This is a genomic window from Actinomadura sp. J1-007 (genome assembly GCF_009793335.1).
Lineage (GTDB): Bacteria > Actinomycetota > Actinomycetes > Streptosporangiales > Streptosporangiaceae > Spirillospora > Spirillospora yumaensis.
On record NZ_WING01000002.1, the window covers coordinates 1,428,073 to 1,446,134 of the forward strand.

At 74.6% G+C, this 18,062-nt stretch carries 18 protein-coding genes and 1 pseudogene; 10 read left to right on the forward strand and 9 right to left on the reverse strand.

What is annotated here, in order from left to right:
* The first annotated feature begins 76 nt into the window (after positions 1-76).
* Positions 77-472 (forward strand): ATP-binding protein, encoded by a 396-nt coding sequence (locus GEV43_RS40510; protein WP_160825886.1) that lies wholly within the window; start codon positions 77-79, stop codon positions 470-472.
* A gap of 28 nt (positions 473-500) precedes the next feature.
* Here GEV43_RS40510 and GEV43_RS40515 read toward each other — a convergent pair whose 3' ends face one another.
* The 6 genes and pseudogenes from GEV43_RS40515 to GEV43_RS40540 all read right to left on the reverse strand — a co-directional run bounded on the left by GEV43_RS40515 (position 501) and on the right by GEV43_RS40540 (position 7,011).
* Positions 501-1,205, reverse strand: a complete 705-nt coding sequence (locus GEV43_RS40515; RefSeq protein ID WP_160825887.1) for a Clp protease N-terminal domain-containing protein — start codon at positions 1,203-1,205, stop codon at positions 501-503.
* Between the two features lie 78 nt (positions 1,206-1,283).
* Complete coding sequence (locus tag GEV43_RS40520; protein ID WP_160825888.1) at positions 1,284-2,060, reverse strand: methyltransferase domain-containing protein; 777 nt, start codon at positions 2,058-2,060, stop codon at positions 1,284-1,286.
* 87 nt (positions 2,061-2,147) lie between these two features.
* Complete coding sequence (gene hpaD, locus GEV43_RS40525) at positions 2,148-3,149, reverse strand: 3,4-dihydroxyphenylacetate 2,3-dioxygenase (protein ID WP_309240208.1); 1,002 nt, start codon at positions 3,147-3,149, stop codon at positions 2,148-2,150.
* A gap of 16 nt (positions 3,150-3,165) precedes the next feature.
* Positions 3,166-4,664 (reverse strand): annotated as a pseudogene (gene hpaE / locus GEV43_RS40530) (5-carboxymethyl-2-hydroxymuconate semialdehyde dehydrogenase).
* Positions 4,665-4,699: 35 nt separating this feature from the next.
* Entirely contained in the window at positions 4,700-5,620 is a 921-nt protein-coding gene (gene dapA, locus GEV43_RS40535) for a 4-hydroxy-tetrahydrodipicolinate synthase (RefSeq protein WP_160825890.1), read from the reverse strand.
* 65 nt (positions 5,621-5,685) lie between these two features.
* The gene (locus GEV43_RS40540) at positions 5,686-7,011 is read right to left on the reverse strand and encodes a fumarylacetoacetate hydrolase family protein (RefSeq protein WP_241684223.1); all 1,326 of its coding nucleotides are present in this window, start codon (positions 7,009-7,011) and stop codon (positions 5,686-5,688) included.
* 312 nt (positions 7,012-7,323) lie between these two features.
* Here GEV43_RS40540 and GEV43_RS48660 point away from each other — a divergent pair, with 312 nt between their 5' ends.
* From GEV43_RS48660 to GEV43_RS40550, 3 genes are all read left to right on the forward strand, one after another.
* Positions 7,324-7,815: an alpha/beta fold hydrolase gene (locus tag GEV43_RS48660; protein WP_206681605.1), complete on the forward strand. Its 492-nt coding sequence runs from the start codon at positions 7,324-7,326 to the stop codon at positions 7,813-7,815.
* A 99-nt stretch (positions 7,816-7,914) separates the two neighbouring features.
* Positions 7,915-8,094: a hypothetical protein gene (locus GEV43_RS48665; RefSeq protein ID WP_206681606.1), complete on the forward strand. Its 180-nt coding sequence runs from the start codon at positions 7,915-7,917 to the stop codon at positions 8,092-8,094.
* 55 nt (positions 8,095-8,149) lie between these two features.
* A complete protein-coding gene (locus tag GEV43_RS40550; RefSeq protein ID WP_309240209.1) occupies positions 8,150-8,836 on the forward strand; it encodes a GntR family transcriptional regulator in 687 nt (228 codons plus the stop codon).
* Between the two features lie 59 nt (positions 8,837-8,895).
* Here the strand turns inward: GEV43_RS40550 and GEV43_RS40555 are convergent, their stop codons facing one another.
* Together GEV43_RS40555 and GEV43_RS40560 are read right to left on the reverse strand one after the other, a co-directional pair.
* Entirely contained in the window at positions 8,896-9,633 is a 738-nt protein-coding gene (locus tag GEV43_RS40555; protein WP_160825892.1) for an SDR family NAD(P)-dependent oxidoreductase, read from the reverse strand.
* Entirely contained in the window at positions 9,630-10,649 is a 1,020-nt protein-coding gene (locus tag GEV43_RS40560) for a methyltransferase dimerization domain-containing protein (protein WP_160825893.1), read from the reverse strand. Before GEV43_RS40560 ends, GEV43_RS40555 begins: the two co-directional genes overlap by 4 nt.
* 79 nt (positions 10,650-10,728) lie before the next feature.
* Here GEV43_RS40560 and GEV43_RS40565 point away from each other — a divergent pair, with 79 nt between their 5' ends.
* On the forward strand, positions 10,729-11,727 hold the full coding sequence (locus GEV43_RS40565) for an aldo/keto reductase (protein ID WP_160825894.1): 999 nt from the start codon (positions 10,729-10,731) through the stop codon (positions 11,725-11,727).
* Here GEV43_RS40565 and GEV43_RS40570 read toward each other — a convergent pair.
* The gene (locus GEV43_RS40570) at positions 11,724-13,181 is read right to left on the reverse strand and encodes an amidohydrolase (RefSeq protein WP_160825895.1); all 1,458 of its coding nucleotides are present in this window, start codon (positions 13,179-13,181) and stop codon (positions 11,724-11,726) included. The genes GEV43_RS40565 and GEV43_RS40570 overlap by 4 nt on opposite strands.
* A 120-nt stretch (positions 13,182-13,301) precedes the next feature.
* On the opposite strand from GEV43_RS40570, the gene GEV43_RS40575 reads away from it, so the two are divergent.
* From GEV43_RS40575 to GEV43_RS40590, 5 genes are read left to right on the forward strand one after another with little or no spacing between them, the layout of a single operon-like run.
* Positions 13,302-14,246 (forward strand): alpha/beta hydrolase, encoded by a 945-nt coding sequence (locus GEV43_RS40575; RefSeq protein ID WP_160825896.1) that lies wholly within the window; start codon positions 13,302-13,304, stop codon positions 14,244-14,246.
* A complete protein-coding gene (locus GEV43_RS40580; RefSeq protein WP_160825897.1) occupies positions 14,246-15,049 on the forward strand; it encodes an ABC transporter ATP-binding protein in 804 nt (267 codons plus the stop codon). The genes GEV43_RS40575 and GEV43_RS40580 overlap by 1 nt, the downstream gene beginning before the upstream one ends.
* Positions 15,046-16,116, forward strand: coding sequence for a branched-chain amino acid ABC transporter permease (locus GEV43_RS48670; protein WP_206681607.1), 1,071 nt, complete (start codon positions 15,046-15,048; stop codon positions 16,114-16,116). The genes GEV43_RS40580 and GEV43_RS48670 overlap by 4 nt, the downstream gene beginning before the upstream one ends.
* Entirely contained in the window at positions 16,104-16,892 is a 789-nt protein-coding gene (locus GEV43_RS48675; RefSeq protein WP_206681608.1) for an ABC transporter ATP-binding protein, read from the forward strand. Before GEV43_RS48670 ends, GEV43_RS48675 begins: the two co-directional genes overlap by 13 nt.
* Complete coding sequence (locus GEV43_RS40590; RefSeq protein ID WP_160825898.1) at positions 16,889-18,058, forward strand: ABC transporter substrate-binding protein; 1,170 nt, start codon at positions 16,889-16,891, stop codon at positions 18,056-18,058. Before GEV43_RS48675 ends, GEV43_RS40590 begins: the two co-directional genes overlap by 4 nt.
* The last annotated feature ends 4 nt before the right edge of the window (positions 18,059-18,062 follow it).

Genomic DNA, 18,062 nt, shown 5'->3' on the forward strand with positions numbered 1-18,062 from the left:
GAAGGGGCATCGGGGACCGCATCCGGCGACGAACGTGTGTTCCGACATCGAAAACGGACGCGGAACGGCTCACCTCATGGCGAACGAATTCAGCGTGCTCGGCACGATCACGCTTCCGGGGATGGGGAAGTCAGCAGGGTATCTGCGCGTGTTCGCGCGGGACATCCTGGGCGCCGACCATCCCCGGCTGGACGACATCGGGCTCTGCCTCACGGAGAAGTTCACGAACGCGACGCTGCACACGGCGTCGGGAAAGGGCGGCTGGGTGACGGTCACGGTGCGGACGGGGCGCGGGGTCGTGCGGACGGAGGTGACCGACGACGGGGCGGACGGCCGCCGCCCGTGCACGCGGCCCGGGAACGGGTTCAGCGAGCACGGGCGGGGCCTCATGCTGATCGACGCGCTGGCGGAACGCTGGGGGTACGACGAGGCGGGTCCGCGCACGACCGTGTGGGCCGAGTTCGAGCGTTGAGCGTGGTCCGGTTCCGCCGGACGGTCCGTTAATCCTCGTCGGGGGCGGCGGACCGCTTGGCGACCTCGGCCTTGACCGACTCGTGCAGCTCGTCCGAGGTGAAGCCGAGGTCGCGCAGGATCTGCGCGGCCGTGCTCTGCTCGACGCGGATCAGGCCGAGGAGGGTGTGCTCGGTGCCGACCCAGTCGTGGCCGAGGTCGGCCGCCGCGCGGATCGCCTGCTCGATGGCCTCCTTGCCCTCCGGCCGGAACGCGATGTGGCCGCGCAGCGCCTTAGGCCCGGACGGCGGCATCGCCTCCTCGATCGCGTCGCGGACGCGCTGCTCGGACCCGGACTTGGCGATCAGCACCTCGTACGCCAGGCCCTGCGGTTCGCCGAGCAGGCCGAGCAGGATGTGCTCGGTGCCGATGGAGTCGTGCTTGTGGGTTCGGGCGGCCTCCTGGGCGAGCACGATGCTGTGCCGGTTGCGGTCGGTGTAGCGCTCGAACGGGTTGGACGCGTGGCGCTGCTGGGCGGCCTGCTTGGACACCCCGATGGCCTCGCCGATCTCGCTCCACGACTTGCCGGCCTGCTTGGCCTTGCCGACGTAGTGGCCGACGAGCTGGTCGCCGAGGTCGGCCAGGGTGTGGGCGCGCAGTTGCGCCTCGGTGATGCGGGCGAGGGGGTCGGCGTCGGGGAGTTCCTCGTCCAGACGGGCGATCAGGTCCGCGAGGCCGACGTTGAGTGGGCTCATGCGTCAACCGTAGCTTGACGATTGGGAGTCGTCAACCTGTGGTTGACGCGCGTTGGAGGCGTGCCGTACGCCCGGCGGTCACGGGCGCGTGGCCGCGGTCACGAACATCGGGAGGGCGAGGAACAGGCGGTCGCGTTCGGCTCGTTCCCGCTGCTCGGAGATCCAGGTTTCGGCCTGCGCGTCGGTGATCGCCCCGTTCGTGCGCGCTTTGCCGGCGAGGTCGGCCAGCACGGGGACCGTCGTCGCGCCGGTGAGGACCCAGGTGTGGACCTCGACGGTGACGTCGGTGAAGCCCGCGTCGAGGAGGAGGTTGCGGGAGCTGCGGACGACGCGGGGAGTGGCGACCAGGTCGGCGCGGGCGTGCACGATGGCGCGGGTGAGCGCGGGGTCGTCGGAGTCGATGACGAAGGTGTCCCAGTCCTGCCCGATCAGCACGACGCGCCCGCCGGGGGCGAGCACGCGCCGCGCCTCACCGACCGCGCGGGCCGGGTCGTCCAGGACGTGGAACACCTTCTCGGCCCGGTAGCCGTTCAGCGCGCCGTCCGCGAACGGCAGTCCGTAGGCGTCCGCCAGGCGGAAGTCGGCGGCGGGCCAGCGCTCGCCGGCGATGGCGATCATCCGTTCGTCGGGGTCGACGCCGGTCGCGCGTGCGCCTCGTCCGGCCATCTCCGCCGCCGCGCGGCCCGCTCCGCATCCGACGTCGGCCACCGCCGCGTCCGGCGCGAGGCCGAGCAGTTCGTAGGAGCGCTCACGGAGTTCGACCGCGCCGGGCATGGCGTCGCCGATGTCGAGCAGGGCGATGAGCGCGTCGGTTTGTTCGCTGGTACGGCCTGCCGCCGTCCGGGTCTCGTTCATGCCGGAGATCCTGGGGCTTCAAGCGTGCTTGAAGTCAAGCCGTGTCCGGCCGGCGCGGGGCCCGTCCCGCGCCGGCCGGGCGCGCGGTCAGCCGAGGCCGTCCGCGCCGACCTGCGCGGCGGACTCGTCGATCTTGGCCTCCGCGACCGGCTGCGGCTCGCCGTCCAGGTCGAGGACCGGGGCGGCCTCCTTGTACCAGGACTCGATGACGGCGTTGCCCCAGAAGTCGCGGCGGCGGTCGTCGTGGACGTTCCACCGGTACGTCTCGTGGTCGGGGTCGCCGGTGTAGTAGTCGGAGGTGTAGATCTCCACGCGGTGGCCGTCGGGGTCGCGCAGGTAGACGTAGAACGCGTTGGACACGCCGTGGCGGCCCGGCCCGCGCTCGATGTGGTGCTCCTTGCGGAGCGAGCCGAACACGTCGGCGATGTGCAGCACCTGGTGCGACTCGTGGGTGGCCATGCCGATGTGGTGCAGGCGCGGCCCGGCCCCGCCGGTGAACGCCACGTCGTGCACGGTCTGCTTGCGGTACATCCACGCCGCGTACAGCTCGTGCTCGTCGCCCTCGATGGTCTCCGAGCAGCCGAAGCCGAGGGAGCGGTAGTGCTCGTAGGCGGCGGGGATGTCGGGGGTGCAGATGTTGAAGTGGTCGAGGCGGGCGATGCGGGCGCCGCGGTGCAGGTCGTACCGCTGGATGAGGCGCTCGCCCCGGGCGATGCCGTGGAAGAACTCGACGGTGAAGCCGAGCGGGTCCACCACGCGGACCGCGTCGCCGACGCCGGCCGCGCCGGACCCGGCGGGGACGCGGCGGACCGGGCGGCCGAGGGCGGTGAAGAACCCGGCCGCCCGCTCCACGTCCTCGGGCGTCCGGACGCGGTAGGCGAGGTGGTCGAGCGCGGCGACGGGCCCCTCGCGCAGGACGAGCGAGTGGTGGGTCAGCTCGTCGGTGCCGCGCAGGTACAGGGCCGCGCCGTCCTCGTGCTGGACGTGCAGGCCGAGCATCTCGACCCAGAACCACCGGGCGGCGGCGAGGTCGGTGACGGCGAGCTGGGCGTAGGCGGAGCGGATCACGTCGGGGGGAGTGTGCTGCACGGGTGCTCCTCGGTCTTCAGGACACGCCGAAACGGGGGGTGTCCACCTCGCTGAGCATGACATGGACGATCTTCGACTCGGTGAAGAAGTCGATGCTGTGGGCGCCGCCCTCGCGGCCGAGGCCGGAGTCCTTGACGCCGCCGAACGGGGTGCGCAGGTCGCGGACGTTGTGCGAGTTGACCCAGACCATGCCCGACTCGACGGCGTGCGCGACGCGGTGGCCGCGGCGCAGGTCGCCGGTCCAGACGTAGGCGGCCAGGCCGTAGCGGGTGGAGTTGGCCAGCTCGACCGCCTCGGCCTCGTCGTCGAACGGGGCGACGGCGACGACCGGCCCGAAGATCTCCTCCTGGAAGATGCGGGCGTCGCGGGGGACGTCGGCGAACACGGTCGGCTGGAGGTAGTTGCCCTCCGGCAGGTGGGACGGGCGCCCGCCGCCCGCCACGAGCTTCGCCTCGCCCCGCCCGGTCTCCACGTAGTCCATGACGCGCGCGTAGTGCTCGGGGTGCACGAGCGCGCCGACCTCCGTGGACGGGTCGCCGGGCGCCCCGACGCGGACGCGTTCGGCCCGTTCGGCGAGGCGGCGGGTGAAGTCGTCGTAGACGGACCGTTCGACCAGGACGCGCGACCCGGCGGTGCAGCGCTCGCCGTTGAGCGAGAACACGCCGAACAGCACGGAGTCGAGCGCGGCGTCGAGGTCGGCGTCGGCGAACACGACGACCGGCGACTTGCCGCCCAGCTCCATCGACAGCGTCTTCAGGTGCTCGGCGGAGCTGCGCACGATGTGCCGCCCGGTGGTGGTCGAGCCGGTGAACGAGATGAGCGGCACGTCCGGGTGGTCCACGAGCGCCTGGCCCGCCTCCGCGCCGATGCCGTGCACGATGTTGACCACGCCGTCCGGGACCCCGGCGGCCGACAGGATCTCCGGCCACAGGTTCGCCGACAGCGGCGTCCACTCCGCGGGCTTCAGGACGACCGGGCATCCGGCGGCGAGCGCGGGCGCGAGCTTCCAGCTCTCCAGCATGAACGGCGTGTTCCAGGGCGTGATCAGCCCGGCGACGCCGGTCGGGGACCGCACGACGTAGTTGAGCTGCCGGTCCCCGACCCGGTACGCCTCCTCGCCGAGCGCCACGATCACGTCGGCGAAGTAGCGGAAGTTCTCCGCGGCGCGGCGGGCCTGCCCGCGCGCCTGCGCGATGGGCAGCCCGAGTCGAACGACTCGAACCCGGCGAGGCGGTCCTCGCGCTCCTCCACCGCGTCGGCGACCCGGTAGAGGAGATTGGCACGTTCCCGGTCGCCCATCGCGGCCCACGCGGGGAACGCGTCGCGGGCGGCGGCGACGGCCAGGTCCACGTCGGCGGCGCCTCCGGCGGCGGCGGACGCGTACGGGGAGTTGGAGACCGGGTCGGCGACGTCGAAGACCGCGCCGTCCGCGCTGTCGCGGAACGCGCCGCCGATCCAGTGCCGGATGCGGTCGGGCAGCCCGTCGGGACGCGCGGGGACAGGGTGGAGGGGCATGGAGGCTCTCTTCCGGTTCGGTGGCGGGGCGGGGACTAGATCCGGGCGGTGAGGTCGCCGCCCTCGGCGAGCAGCGCGCGGATCCGGGCGCGGCCCTCCTCGGTCGGCGCGGACAGCGGCGGGCGGACGTGCCCGGAGGCGATCCGGCCCTGCCGTTCCAGCACCCACTTCGCGGGCGCCGGGTTGGTCTCGACGAACAGCGCGTCCACCAGCGGGTGCAGCCGGTAGTGCAGGTCGCGGGCGGCCTCGTGGTCGCCGGCCGTCCACAGCTCGTACATGCGGGCGACGGCGCGGGGCGCGAGGTTCGCGACGGCGCTGACGAACCCGGCGCCGCCGAGCGCGAGCAGCGGCAGGCACAGCAGCTCGATGCCCGACCACACCATCAGCTCCGGCCCGCAGGCCCGCAGGACGCGGGAGAAGTGCTCGAAGTCCCTCGTGGTCTCCTTGATCCCGACGACGTTGTCGAAGCCGGTGAACAGCCGCCGGACGGTCTCGGGGGCGATGTCCACGGCGGTGCGGGACGGCACGTTGTAGATCACGATCGGCAGGTCGGGGAACTCGCGGGCCACCGTCGCGTACCACTCGTACAGGCCCTCCTGGGTGGGGCGGGCGTAGTACGGGGTGATGACCAGGGCCGCGTCGGCGCCGAGGTCGCGGGCGGCGGCGGTCAGCTCCAGCGTCTCCTCCAGCTTCGCCGAGCCGGTGCCCGGCAGGAACGGGACCCGGTCGGCGATCTCGTCCGCGGCCGTGCGCATCGCCGCGATCCGTTCGGCGGCGGTCTGCGCGCTCGGCTCGCCGGTCGAGCCGCCGAGCGACACGCCGTGCGAGCCGGAGTCGAGCTGCCAGCGGACCAGGGCGCGCAGCCCGTCGTGGTCGACGGCGCCCTCGGCGGTGAACGGGGTGACGACCGGGGCGATCGAGCCCCGGACGGCGGACGGGTCGGTGCGGTACTTCATGCGGCGGCTCCTCGGAGTCGGGCGGGTCGGCGCGGTCGCGCGCGGGCGCGGGCGGGGGCGTGGGTTCAGTGGTCCGGGTGGGCGGCGCGCCAGTGCTGGTAGGGGGCGCGCCAGGCGGGTCCGAGCGGGTAGAGGCCGTCGATCGGGTCGCCCGCCGCGACCCGTTCGGCGATGAAGCGCTCCTGCGCCTCCTGCTCCCGGGCGTCCTCGATCAGCCCCTCGGCGAGGTCCGGCGGGACGACCACCACGCCGTCGTCGTCGCCGACGAGGATGTCGCCGGGCTGGACGAGCGCGCCGCCGCACGCGACCGGGACGCCGGTCTCCCAGGGGACGTGCCGGCGGCCGAGCACCGCCGGGTGCGCCGCCGCGTGGAACACGGGCAGGCCGAGCGTGGCGACGGCGGCGCTGTCGCGCAGCCCGCCGTCGGTGACGATGCCCGCCGCGCCGCGCATCTTCGCGCGCAGCGCGAGGATGTCGCCGATCGTCCCGGACGACGGGTCGCGGCGGGCGTCCATGACGAGGACCTGGCCGGGGCGCAGCTCCTCGACGGCGCGCTTCTGGGCGTTCATGCCGCCGCCGCGGCGTTCGAACTGGTCCTCGCGGAGCGGCAGGTAGCGCAGGGTGTGCGCGGTGCCGACCAGCTTCGCGCCCGGCGCGGCCGGGTGGACGCCGTCGATCGTCATGTGCTGGAGGCCGCGCTTGCGGAGCTGGGAGCTGAGCGTCGCGGTCGACAGCGAGCGCAGCGCCCCGGCGGTCGCCTCGTCCAGGGCGGGCGGCCCGGCGGTGCCCCAGGCGTCCGCGCGCAGCGCCGCGTCGGCGCTCGGCATCGCGCCCCACTGCTCCAGGGGGTGCCCGGCCTCGGCGATCGTGTTGCGGAGCCGCCCGGTGGAGTGCCGTCCGTCCGCGGAGGACACCTCGACCTCGACGGTGTCGCCGGGCGTCACGACGGACGCGCCCGCCGGGGTGCCGGTGAGGATCACGTCGCCGGGCTCCAGGGTCGTCAGCCGCGACAGGTCCGCGACGAGCGCGGCGAACGGGAACAGCAGCGTGTCGGACGTGTCGTCCTGCACGGCCTCGCCGTTCACCCACGTGCGGACGCGCAGCGCGAACGGGTCGAGCGCGGCGGCGTCCAGCAGCCGCGGCCCGATCGGCGTGAACCCGTCCGCGCCCTTGGACCTCAGGTTGGAGCCCCGGTCGGCGTACCGCAGGTCGTAGACGCCCGCGTCGTTCGCGGCGGTGACCCACCCGACGTGCTTCCACGCGCTCTCGGGCGGCACGCGGTGCGCGCGGCGGCCGACGACCAGCGCGATCTCGCCCTCGAAGCCCATCAGCTCGCAGCCCTCGGGCCGGACGATCGGATCGCCGGACCCGGAGAGGGACGACGGGGGCATCAGGAAGTAGGAGGGCGCGGCCGGGTCCGGCCGCGCTCCTTGGCCCGGCTGCGGAAGTTCAGGTGGACCGCGATGACCTTCGCGGGCGGGGTGCTTCCCAGGGGATGGGGCACGGGTGCTCTCCTCGGTGACGGCTGAACGCAAATCGTATACGGCATCGTGCATGATGGCGAGAGGCGGGGCTCCCTCACCGGGAGGAGGGCAGAGGTTGTACGCGTGATGCGCCAGGTCACCAGTGGTGAACGAGGGGCGACCGGCCGGTACAGTATGATCCAAAATCGTATGCGAAATCGTCGCGGAGGAGCCGAGCCCATGCCCGATCCAGGCGGCCTTGCCGCGCGCACGTTCCGATCCACCGGCCCCGGCGGGGCCCCGGCGCCGCCGTCCGGGCCGCCCGTGCTGCTCGTGCACGGCTTCGCGTCCGACGGCGAGGGGGACTGGGTCGCGACCGGCCTCGCCGCCGCGCTCGCGGAGACGGGCCGTACGGTCGTCGTCCCCGACCTGCCCGGCCACGGCCGCAGCCCCGACCCCGCGACCCCGGAGGAGGCCGGTGCCCCGCCCAGGCCGCCGCCCTGCTCGCGTCCCTGGACGCCGCCGCCGGAGATGGCGATGGGAGCGGCGGGTTCGACGTGGTCGGGTACTCGCTCGGGGCGCGGCTGGCCTGGGAGATCGCGGTCAGCGCGCCCGGACGCGTCCGGCGGGCCGTGCTCGGCGGCCTCAGCCCCGGCGAGCCGTTCGCCGCGGTGGACGTCGCGGCGCTGTACGCGGCCGTACGGGACGGGGCCGAGCCCGCCGACCCGCTGACCTCCGCGATCGCGGGCATGGTCAAGGCGCGCGGGACACGGGCGGGCGCGCTCGCCGCCTGCGTGGAAGGGCTGCGCGCCATTCCGTTCGAGCCGGGGAGTGGCCGGGCAGGAGCCGCCGGTGTTCGTGCTCGGCGAGGACGACGGCATGGCGCGCGGGGTCACGGGTTTGGCCGAACGGGTCGGCGGCGCGAGACTGGTCGTGGTGCCCGGCGCCCACCACGAGGTCCTGGCCGGGCCCGGCTTCCGCGGCACGGTCCTGAAGGCGCTGGCACGGTGAACGGGCGTCCGGCGAACGGGGCCGGGGGATGTCGGGTGACGATGAGGAGAACCGGGTGAGTCCAGCGAACAAGCCGGCCCAGGCGCAGGAGCGGGGCAAGGAGTCCAAGGCCGAGTACTGCTACGAGCTGCTGCGCTCCCGCATCCTCGACGGCACCTACGTCCCCGGGTACCGCCTGGTCATCAACCAGCTCGCCCAGGAGACCGGGGTCAGCACGATCCCGCTGCGCGAGGCGCTGCGCCGCCTCCAGTCCGACGGCCTGGTCGAGGTCGTCCGCAACGTCGGCGCGCGCGTCGCGGTGTTCGACGCGGCGCAGGTCGAGCACACGCTCCAGATCCTCGCGCGGCTGGAGGGCTACGCGACCGCGATCTCCGCCCCGCACATGACCGAGGCCCACCTCGCCGCCTCCCGCAAGATCAACGACCGGATGGTGGAGGCGCTCCAGGAGTTCGACCCGACCGCCTTCACCGCGCTCAACCGCGAGTTCCACTTCTCCATCTACGAGCACTGCCCGGACGACCACCTGCGCTCCCTGCTGGAGGCGGAGTGGACCCGGCTCGACCACATGCGCCGCTCGACGTTCAGCTACGTGCCGGGCCGCGCCCGGCGCTCGGTCGTCGAGCACGAGCAGATGCTCGCGCTCATCTCGGCGGGCGCCGACCCGGCCGAGATCGAGCGCATCGCGTGCGCCCACAAGAACGCGACCGCCGAGGCGCTCCACAGCGCCGTCCCGCGGCGCTGAACCGGCCCGGCGCGCCGCTCGCGGCGGCGCGCCGGGCCCGGACGGCGCGGGCGGGCCGCTCAGGTGAGGAGCTGGCCGCCGTCCACCTGGACCACCGCGCCGGTGATGTGGGCCGCCTGGTCGGACGCCAGGAAGACCACCAGCGGCGTGATGTCGTCCGGCGTCGCGATCCTGCCGTCCGGGATGCGCGACTCCCACGCCGCGCGCGCCGCCGGGTCCGAGATGAGCCCGGCCGTCATCGGCGTGCGGACGGGGCCGGGCGCGACCCCGTTGACGCGGATGCCGTGCGCGGCCAGTTCGAGCGCGGCGGTGCGGGTCAGCGCGTCCACGGCGGCCTTGGTCGCCTCGTAGTGGCCGAGCCCGGCGGTCGGCTGGCGCGCGCCGATCGAGCTGATGTTGACGATCCGGCCGCCGCGCCCCGCCGCGATCATCCGCGCGGCGACCGCCTGCGTGACGGTGAACGTCCCGCGCAGGTTGACGGCCACCACGGCGTCGAAGACCTGGAGGGGCAGGTCCACGAGCGGGCCGCCGCCCGCGACGATGCCCGCGTTGTTGACCAGCACGTCGATGCCGCCCAGCTCGTCCGCCGCCCGCCCGACGCCCGCCGCGACCGAGGCCGCGTCGGCGACGTCGGCGGCGACCGCGAACGCGTCCAGCTCCTTGGCCGCGCTCGCCGCCGCCTCCCCGTTCACGTCGGCGATCGCGACGCGGTCCCCGGCCGCGCGGAACGCCGCCGCGACCGCGCGGCCGATGCCGCTCGCGCCGCCCGTGACGAGGACGCCGCGCCCGGCGCTCACCGGGCCTCCGCGACGATGACGCGCGGGCTGCCGGGCAGCGCCCGCGTCTCGACCGGCTCCCAGCCCGCCTCGCGCAGCCACGCGCGCACCTCGGCCTCCGGGTAGACGACCGTTCCGTCGATGACGAGGTACTCGCCGGCGTGCAGGGCGTCGATGACGCGCTGCTCGGGGGCGTCGTCCAGGAAGAAGTCCAGGAGCAGGAGCGTCGCGCCGGGCTCGGCGGCGCGGCGGGCCCTGCGGACGATCTCGCGGTTGACGTCCACGCCGAAGCGGTGCACGACGTGCTCCAGCAGCACCAGGTCGTGGGGCTCCGGGACGTCCCCGGTCAGCGGGTCGGCCTCGACGACGTCGGCGCGGTCGCCGACCCCGGCGTCCGACAGCGTCTTGCGGGCGTGCCCGGCGAGGTCGCCGCCCGACAGGAACGTGCCGCGCGCGGACGGCGCGGCGCGCAGGGCCTCGCTCAGGAACGCGCCCGATAGGCCCCCGAAGTCGAGGATCCGGGCGTACGGGGAGAAGTCGAAGTGCGTCGCGAGCATCCGCGCGTGCAGGGCGTTGTAGGTCATGACGCCCGTCAGGAACGTGTCCATGCGGCCGTCGGCGAGGTCGAGCGGCGCGGGCCCGGCCGTACGGGTCGTCTCGGCGAAGCCGAGCCAGTGCCCGTAGCTGATCCGGTCGAGGAACGTCAGGAACGGCCGCAGGTCCAGGTCGCCGTCCCCGGCGAGGTAGCGGGCGGCGGCCGGGGCGTTGGCGTACGCGCCGTCCGCGCGGGTGAGCAGGCCGAGGCCGGACAGGGTGTCGGCGAGGATGCGGGCGGTGCGTTCGGGGAGGCCGGCGCGTCGGGCCAGCTCGGCGGCCGTGGCCGGGCCGCGCGACAGGGCCGCGAAGATCCCGGCCTCGCTCGCGGCGAAGAGCTGCTTGGCCGCCATGTACCCGGTGGCTATGTCGACGATCGCGGCCGGATCGGCCGGGTCGGGGGAACCGGGGGAGTCGGGGGAGTCGTGCGAAGGCAGCGGCATGGATGTCCTCCTCCACGTCAGAATATGCAGGATGCTATACGATCACCGTCCAAGGTGGCACTGTCAACGGGAGGTCGCCATGGAGTTCTCTGGACAGGTACCCGAACGCCGGCTCGGCGCGGACGGGCCGTGGGTCCCGGCCCTCGCGCTCGGGTCCTGGCACACCTGGGACCGCATGGACCGGGACGAGGCGGCCGACCTCGTCCGCACGGCCGTCGGGCGCGGCGCGCGACTGTTCGACGTCGCGCACTACGACAGCGGGCCGCACGCCGAGGGCGCGGTGACCGACGTGCTGTTCGGCGAGGCCGTCCGCGCCGCCGGGATCGAGCGGGACCGCTACCTGCTGTGCGGGAAGCTCTGGCTCTGGGACTACCCGGCGGCGTCGTTCGCCGAGCAGCTCAAGGTCGCGCTCGGCCGGATCGGCACCGCCCGCGCCGACTACGTCGTGGCGGGCGACTTCCTCGGCGAGACCGACCTGCGGGCCGTGGTCACCGACATCGCCGAACTCGTCCGCGCCGGGCGCTTCACCGCGTGGGGCGTCAACAACTGGTCGGCGGACGACATCGGGTTCGCGTGCCGCTTCGCGGCGGACGAGGGCCTCGTCCCGCCGACGTTCGCGCAGCTCAAGTACAGCCTCGCGCGCCGGTCGGTGCCCGAGGGCGCGCCGTTCGCCGCGCTGTGCGCCCGGGAGGGGCTCGCCCTCCAGGCGTCCGACGTGCTGGAGGGCGGCATCCTCGCCGGGCGGCTGGAGCCGCGGCGCAGGATCGGCGCCGACCCGGGCGGCATCCGCGACCGGATCCGCGCCGCCTACCCCGAGGTCGAACGGGCCGCCGCCCGCTTCGAGGCCACCCCGGCCCAGCTCGCGATCGCGTACTGCCTCACCCATCCCGCGGCGGCGAACGTGCTCGTCGGCGTCAGCGGCCTGAGGCAGTTCGAGGAGAACCTCGGCGCGCTCGCCCTCCTCGAACGGCACGGCGGCGAGCTGCGCGACGCCGTCTCCCGGCTGTGGCTGGACCGCGGCGTCGTCGACCCGGGCGCGTCCTGGGGGACGGACGCGCCCTCTACGCCGCGCACCTAGTGCTCGCGGACGGACCCGGCCGAGCGCTCGTGGACGACCCGTCCGCCGACCATCGTCAGGACGACCGGCACGGAGGGCAGGTCGTCGGGCGCGACGTCGAGCAGGTCGCCGTCCAGGACGCACAGGTCGGCGGCCTTGCCGGGTTCGAGCGAGCCCTTCCAGGACTCGGCGCCGTCCTGCCGCGCCGGGTCGATCGTGTAGGCGCGCAGGGCCTGGACGAGCGAGAGCGTCTGCGCGGCGCCGCGGACCGAGCCGTCCAGGCCGCGCCGCGTCACCGCCGCCGCGACCCCGGCCCGCCAGTCCGGGGTCAGCACCGGGGCGTCCGAGCTGAGGCACAGCCGGACGCCGGCGGCGAGCGCGTCGCGGGTCGGCCAGGCGTCGGCGAGCGCGGCCTCGCCGAGCGCGCCCGCGAGCATCGGCGCGGTCGCGACCGCGATCCCGGCCTGGGTGTTGAGGCCGGTTCCGGACGCGGCCATCGCCGCGAGCGTGGCGGGGGAGAGCAGGTCGCCGTGGATCAGGTAGTGGCGCCCGTCGCGGCCGTCGCGCCCGCGCGCGTCGGCGAACGCGTCCACGGTGACCCGGGTCGTACGGTCGCCGGTCGCGTGCACGGCGACCTGGTGCCCGGCCGCGTGCGCCGCGCCGATCATCGCGCGCAGCGCCGCCTCGCGCTCGCCGTCGGACGCCCCGTCCACCAGGAGCGACCCGTGGCCCCCGCCGCCGGTGTACGGGCGGTCGGTCCAGGCGGTGCGCATCGGCGGGATGCCGTCCGCGAAGATCTTCACGCCCGCGACCCGGAACCGGCCCGGGACGTCGCGCGGCGGGACGAACGAGCGCAGCCCCTTCAGGAACGCGGCCTCCGAGCTCGCGCCGTCCAGCTCCCCGAACAGCATCAGCGCGGTGACCCGGGCGTTCAGCTCGCCCTTGGCGGCGAGGTCGGCGTAGTCGCGCAGCGCCGCCGACCCGAAGCAGCCCGTCGCGCCGCCGTCCTCGCCGGGCCCGAGGCCGGGCTCGGTGTAGCTGGTGATCCCGAGCTCCGACAGCAGCTTCCCCGTGCGCAGGATCGCCCGCCGCCTGTCCTCGGCCGTCTCCAGACGTACGGCCGGAGGCGGCTCTGGCGGTGCGTCCGGTTGCGGCGGGCCGCCGCCGGTGAGGCCGTCCATCAGCAGGCGCGGCCACATCGCGCCGAGCCACACGCCGTGCAGGTGCGAGTCGTTGATGCCGGGCAGCACCGAGCGGCCCTCCAGCCGCACCACCCGCGTGCGCGGCCCCGCCAGCGCGCCGACCTCGGCGGACGTGCCGACGCGCGCGATCCGGCCGCCGCACACCGCGACCGCCTCCGCGACGCGGTCGCGGGCGTCCACCGTGTGCACGCGCCCGCCCGTCAGCACCACGTCGGCGGCCGGGGAACCGGCGGGGGAACCGGCGGGGAGGCCGGCTCGGGAATCGTGGCCCATCTCACGCTCCGCTCTGGACACCGTCATCGGGACGCGCTTAACGTACACGGAATCAGATACGATTTTGGAGTGCCCGATCCGGTGGATACGGGCACGCCGGGCCTTCGGAGGTAAACGACGATGCCCCTGGATCCCGAGGCACAGCGGATCATCGACCGCGTCCCGGCCGAGGACCCGGCCGCACCCGCCCCGCCCCCGGACGCCGCGACCATGCGCGAGGAGTTCGGCCGCATGTGGACGATGCCGGACGGCCTCCCGGCCGTCGCGGCCGTCGCCGACACCGCGCTGCCGGGCCCCGGCGGCGACATCCCCGTCCGCGTCTACACGCCCGAGGGCGCGGGCCCCCACCCCGCGTTCGTCTGGTTCCACGGCGGCGGCTGGACGATCGGCTCGCTCGACGAGAACGAGTTCGCCTGCCGGGCGGTGTGCGCGGCGTCCGGCGCCGCCGTCGTCTCCGTCGACTACCGGCTCGCCCCCGAGAACCCGTACCCGGCCGCCGCCGACGACGCCCACGCGGTCGTCCGCTGGATCGGCGAGCACGGCGCGGACCTCGGCCTGGACCCGGCCAGGATCGCCGTCGGCGGGGAGAGCGCGGGCGGCAACCTCGCCGCCGTCACCGCGCTGCGGGCCCGCGACGCGGGCGGCCCGGCGCTCGCCCTCCAGGTCCTCGTCTCGCCCGTCCTCGGCCACAGCGACGACGGGCGCGGCTCCTACCGGGAGTTCGCCGACGGCTACTTCCTGACCAAGGCGAGCATGGACTGGTTCTTCACCCAGTACCCGCGCGGCGCCGCCGACCTCGACGACCCGTACCTGCTGCCGCTGCGCGCCGCCGACCTGGCGGGCCTGCCCCCGGCGCTCGTCCTCGGCGCCGAGTACGACGTGCTGCGCGACGAGGGCGAGGACTACGCCAAGGCTCTGGAGAACGCCGGGGTGCCCGTCGAGGTCGTCCGCTACGACGGGCTCATCCACGGCTTCTTCGGCCTGCTCGCCGCCGAGCTGACCGCCGCGAAGGACGCGCACGCCCGCGCCGCCGCCGCGCTGCGCTCGGCGTTCGGCGGCGCGTGATGGCGGCCGCCCCCGCGCTGGCGCTCGCGGGCGTCGGCGTCGACCGGGCCGACGTCCCCGTCGTCCGCGACGTCACGCTCGACGTCGCGCCCGGCGCGGTCACCGTCGTCCTCGGCGCGAACGGCGCGGGCAAGACGACGCTCATGGACGGCATCGCGGGCCTCGCGCGCCCCACCACCGGGTCGATCCGGCTGGACGGCGCCCCGATCGAGAGGCTCCCGCCGTTCAAGCGGGCCCGCGCCGGGCTCGGGTACGTCGAGCAGGCCCGCACCGCGTTCCGGACCCTGACCGTCGAGCAGAACCTGCTGGTCGCCCGGTCGGGGTCCGGCGACCTCGGGACCGTCTACCGGCTGTTCCCCGAGCTGGAGCGGCGGCGGCACCTGCACGCCGGGCACCTGTCGGGCGGCGAGCAGCAGATGGCCGTGCTCGGCCGCGCGCTGGTCTCCGACCCCAAGGTCGTCCTGATCGACGAGATGTCGCTCGGCCTCGCCCCGAAGGTCGTGCACCGGCTGATGGGCACGGTCGCGGAGCTGGCCGCGATGGGGATCGCCGTGCTGCTGATCGAGCAGTTCGCCAACCTCGCCCTGGAGATCGGCTCGCGCGCGTACGTGCTGCGCAAGGGCCGCGTCGTGCACTCCGGGCCCTGCGCCGAGCTGCGCGGGGCCGAGGACCGCCTGCACGAGCTGTACTTCGGCGGGCGCCTCGCGGACGCCGCCGCGCGGCTCGCGCGGGAGGCGCCCGGCCGGGAGGCGTCCCGCGGGGCCTCCGCCGAACCCCCCGAGGCAGGGAGCCGCACCCCATGAACCTCCTCGACAAGCGGTCCCTCGGCCTCGGGCTCGGCGCCGCCGTGCTCGCCTGCGCCGTGCTGCCGAACGTCCTGTCCGCGTACTGGATCTACCTGGCGATCAGCGCGATGGTCGGCGCGGTCGTCATGCAGAGCTTCGGCGTGATCGTCGGCAGGGCCGGGGTCATGTCGCTGTGCCAGATGTCGTTCGCCGCGATCGGCGCGTGGGTCGTGCTGCGGCTGAACGTGGCGGGCGCGCCCGGCGGGCTCCTCGTCTGGCTCGTCCTCGGCGGGCTCGCGGCCGTCCCCGTCGGGGTCGCGATCGGGCTGCCCGCGCTGCGCATCCGCGGCGTGAACCTCGCCGTCGTGACGTTCGGGTTCGCCGTCTCGACCGACATCGTGCTGAACGCCGACCAGTTCCCGGGGGCCGAGGACCTGACGATGCTGGAACGGCCCGAGCCGTTCACCGGCGACGCCGGGTACTTCGTCTTCACCGTCATCGTCTTCACGGTGATCGCCGTCGCGCTCGCCGCGCTCGCCCGGACCCGGCTCGGCCTGTCCTGGTACGAGCTGCGGCACTCCGAGCGGGCCGCCGCCGCGCACGGCGTCTCCGTCGCGCGCAGCAAGCTCGCCGCGTTCGCGATCAGCGCGTTCATCGCCGGCGTCGGGGGCGGGCTGCTCGCCGGGCAGCTCAGCCTGGTCGTGCCGAGCAACTTCGCCATGGGGCAGTCGCTCGCGCTGTTCGCCGTCGCGATCATGATCGGGCCGCACCATCCGGAGGGCGCGGTGCTCGGCGGCGTGTTCGGCGCGGTCATGGCCACGATCATGGAGAAGGCGCACCTGCCGCAGGACTTCGGCGGGGTGCTGTTCGGCGCGGGCGCGCTCCTCGCGCTGCGCGGCGGCATGAGCCAGACCGACCTGACCCGCACCCGCAAGCGCGAACGCGCCGCCCGCAAGCTGCTGGAGGACGCGGCCGGCCCGGACGACGCGCTTCCCGCGCCCCCCGCGCCCCCGTGCGCGCCGTCCCCGCGGCGGCTCCGGAGCCCGCTGGGGAGCGGAGGCCCTGCCTCGACGTGCGGGGGCTGACCGTCCGGTTCGGCGAGGTCGTCGCGCTCGACAACGTCGACCTGGCCGTCCCCGAGGGCGCGGTCGTCGGGCTGATCGGCCCGAACGGCGCGGGCAAGTCCACGTTCATCGCGGCCGTCACCGGGTTCGTCGCCGGGTACGGGGGCACCGTCGAGCTGGACGGGCGGCCCCTCGACCGGCTCGGCCCGGCGCCCCGCGCCGGGCGCGGCCTGCGCCGCACGTTCCAGACGACCGCGATCGCGCCCGAGCTCACCCAGTACGAGTACCTGACGATGGGCGCGGGCCGGCGGCTGCCGCGCGCGGAGGCCGACGAGCTGCTGGAGTTCTTCGGCTGCCCGCCCGGCGAGGCGCCGGTGTCGATCGTGGACGCCGGGACGCGCCGGCTCCTCGACGTCGCCGCCGCCATCGCCGCCCGGCCCCGCGCGGCCCTGCTCGACGAGCCCGCCGCGGGCCAGTCCGCCGCCGAGTCGCTGCGGTTCGGCGCGCGCCTCACCGAGGTCCCCGAACGGTTCGGCGTCTCGATCCTGCTCGTCGAGCACGACATGGAGCTCGTCCAGGCCACCTGCGAGCTGGTCACCGTCCTGGACTTCGGGCACGTCATCGCGTCCGGCCCACCCGCGACGTCATGGACGACCCCGCCGTCCGCGCCGCCTACCTCGGCGCCGCCGACGTCCCCGCCTCCTGACCCGCACGACTCGGCCCACCCGTCCCGAACGCCCCGCACACCGCCCCTTCCGCACACCCCACCCCCACCGCACAGCAAGGGCGCCCCATGAAACGCACACACCACCGCGCGGCGGCCGCGGCCGTCCTCTCCCTCACCGTCCCGCTCGGGCTCACCGCCTGCTCCGACTCCGGCGGCTCCACCGACGGCCCGATCAAGGTCGGCGCCATCAACGGCATCACCGGGCTGTTCCAGACGCCCGAGGTGCCCAAGACCGTCAAGGCCGTGTTCGACGAGGTCAACGCGGCCGGCGGGATCGGCGGGCGCAAGCTGGAGCTGGTCAGCAAGGACGACGCGATGGACCCGCAGCGGTCCGGCCAGGCCGCCCGCGAGCTGATCCAGTCCAGCAAGGTCGTCGCGTTCGCCGGCTCCTCCAGCGCCGTGGACTGCGGCCTCAACCGCGCCACGTACAGCAAGGAGAAGATCGTCTCGATCCCGGCGGTCGGCGTCGACCCCGCCTGCTTCACCAGCCCCAACATCGCGCCCGTCAACCCCGGCCCGTACGGGCTGACGACCGCGATGCTCTACTACGCGTCCGAGACGCTGAAGCGCGACAAGGTCTGCCTCAACTACACCGTCCTGCCCGGCAGCGGCGGCGGCATCGAGGCCGCCATCAAGGAGTGGACGAACCTCACCGGCAAGACCCTCGCGCTGAAGAACCTCGCCGTCGGCAACGGCGACCCGACCCGCTACCTCGTCGCCGACAAGAACGCCGGCTGCCAGGCCGTCGTCTACAACGCCGTCGTCGGGCCGTGGTTCGCGCAGGCCCGCACGCAGGGCATGCAGAAGGTCGACTTCCTCCTCGCCGCCAACAGCTACACCGACGCCAACGCCAAGGTGATCCCGCCCGACATGAGCGCCTACGCCGGGACGGAGTGGCAGCCCTACACCGACACGACCCTGCCCGGCAACGGCCGGTGGGCCAAGCTCGTCGAGGCGCACGGCATCCAGAAGACCGCGTTCAGCCAGGGCGCGGTGATGGCCGCCGACGTGTTCGTGCAGGTCCTGAAGACCATCAAGGGCGACATCACCCGCAAGACCGTCACCGACGCGTTCAAGAAGATGAAGCCGATCCAGTACCCGATGGTCGGCACCCCGTGGGTGTTCGGGCCCGGCAAGGAGCACAGCCCGATCAAGGGCAGCCGCTTCGTCAAGGCCGAGAACGGCGGCTGGAAGGTGCTGCCCGGCGGCTTCACCGTCCCCGGCAAGGTCTCCTGACCGC

Bases quoted from the DNA above. Each gene is read 5' to 3' on its own strand.
- GEV43_RS40510 (WP_160825886.1), top strand. From the start codon at position 77: ATGGCGAACGAATTCAGCGTGCTCGGCACGATCACGCTTCCGGGGATG.
- GEV43_RS40515 (WP_160825887.1), bottom strand. From the start codon at position 1,205: ATGAGCCCACTCAACGTCGGCCTCGCGGACCTGATCGCCCGTCTGGAC.
- GEV43_RS40520 (WP_160825888.1), bottom strand. From the start codon at position 2,060: ATGAACGAGACCCGGACGGCGGCAGGCCGTACCAGCGAACAAACCGAC.
- dapA (WP_160825890.1), bottom strand. From the start codon at position 5,620: ATGAAGTACCGCACCGACCCGTCCGCCGTCCGGGGCTCGATCGCCCCG.
- GEV43_RS40540 (WP_241684223.1), bottom strand. From the start codon at position 7,011: ATGCCCCCGTCGTCCCTCTCCGGGTCCGGCGATCCGATCGTCCGGCCC.
- GEV43_RS48660 (WP_206681605.1), top strand. From the start codon at position 7,324: ATGCCCGATCCAGGCGGCCTTGCCGCGCGCACGTTCCGATCCACCGGC.
- GEV43_RS40560 (WP_160825893.1), bottom strand. From the start codon at position 10,649: ATGCCGCTGCCTTCGCACGACTCCCCCGACTCCCCCGGTTCCCCCGAC.
- GEV43_RS40565 (WP_160825894.1), top strand. From the start codon at position 10,729: ATGGAGTTCTCTGGACAGGTACCCGAACGCCGGCTCGGCGCGGACGGG.
- GEV43_RS40570 (WP_160825895.1), bottom strand. From the start codon at position 13,181: ATGGGCCACGATTCCCGAGCCGGCCTCCCCGCCGGTTCCCCCGCCGGT.
- GEV43_RS40575 (WP_160825896.1), top strand. From the start codon at position 13,302: ATGCCCCTGGATCCCGAGGCACAGCGGATCATCGACCGCGTCCCGGCC.
- GEV43_RS40580 (WP_160825897.1), top strand. From the start codon at position 14,246: ATGGCGGCCGCCCCCGCGCTGGCGCTCGCGGGCGTCGGCGTCGACCGG.
- GEV43_RS48670 (WP_206681607.1), top strand. From the start codon at position 15,046: ATGAACCTCCTCGACAAGCGGTCCCTCGGCCTCGGGCTCGGCGCCGCC.
- GEV43_RS40590 (WP_160825898.1), top strand. From the start codon at position 16,889: ATGAAACGCACACACCACCGCGCGGCGGCCGCGGCCGTCCTCTCCCTC.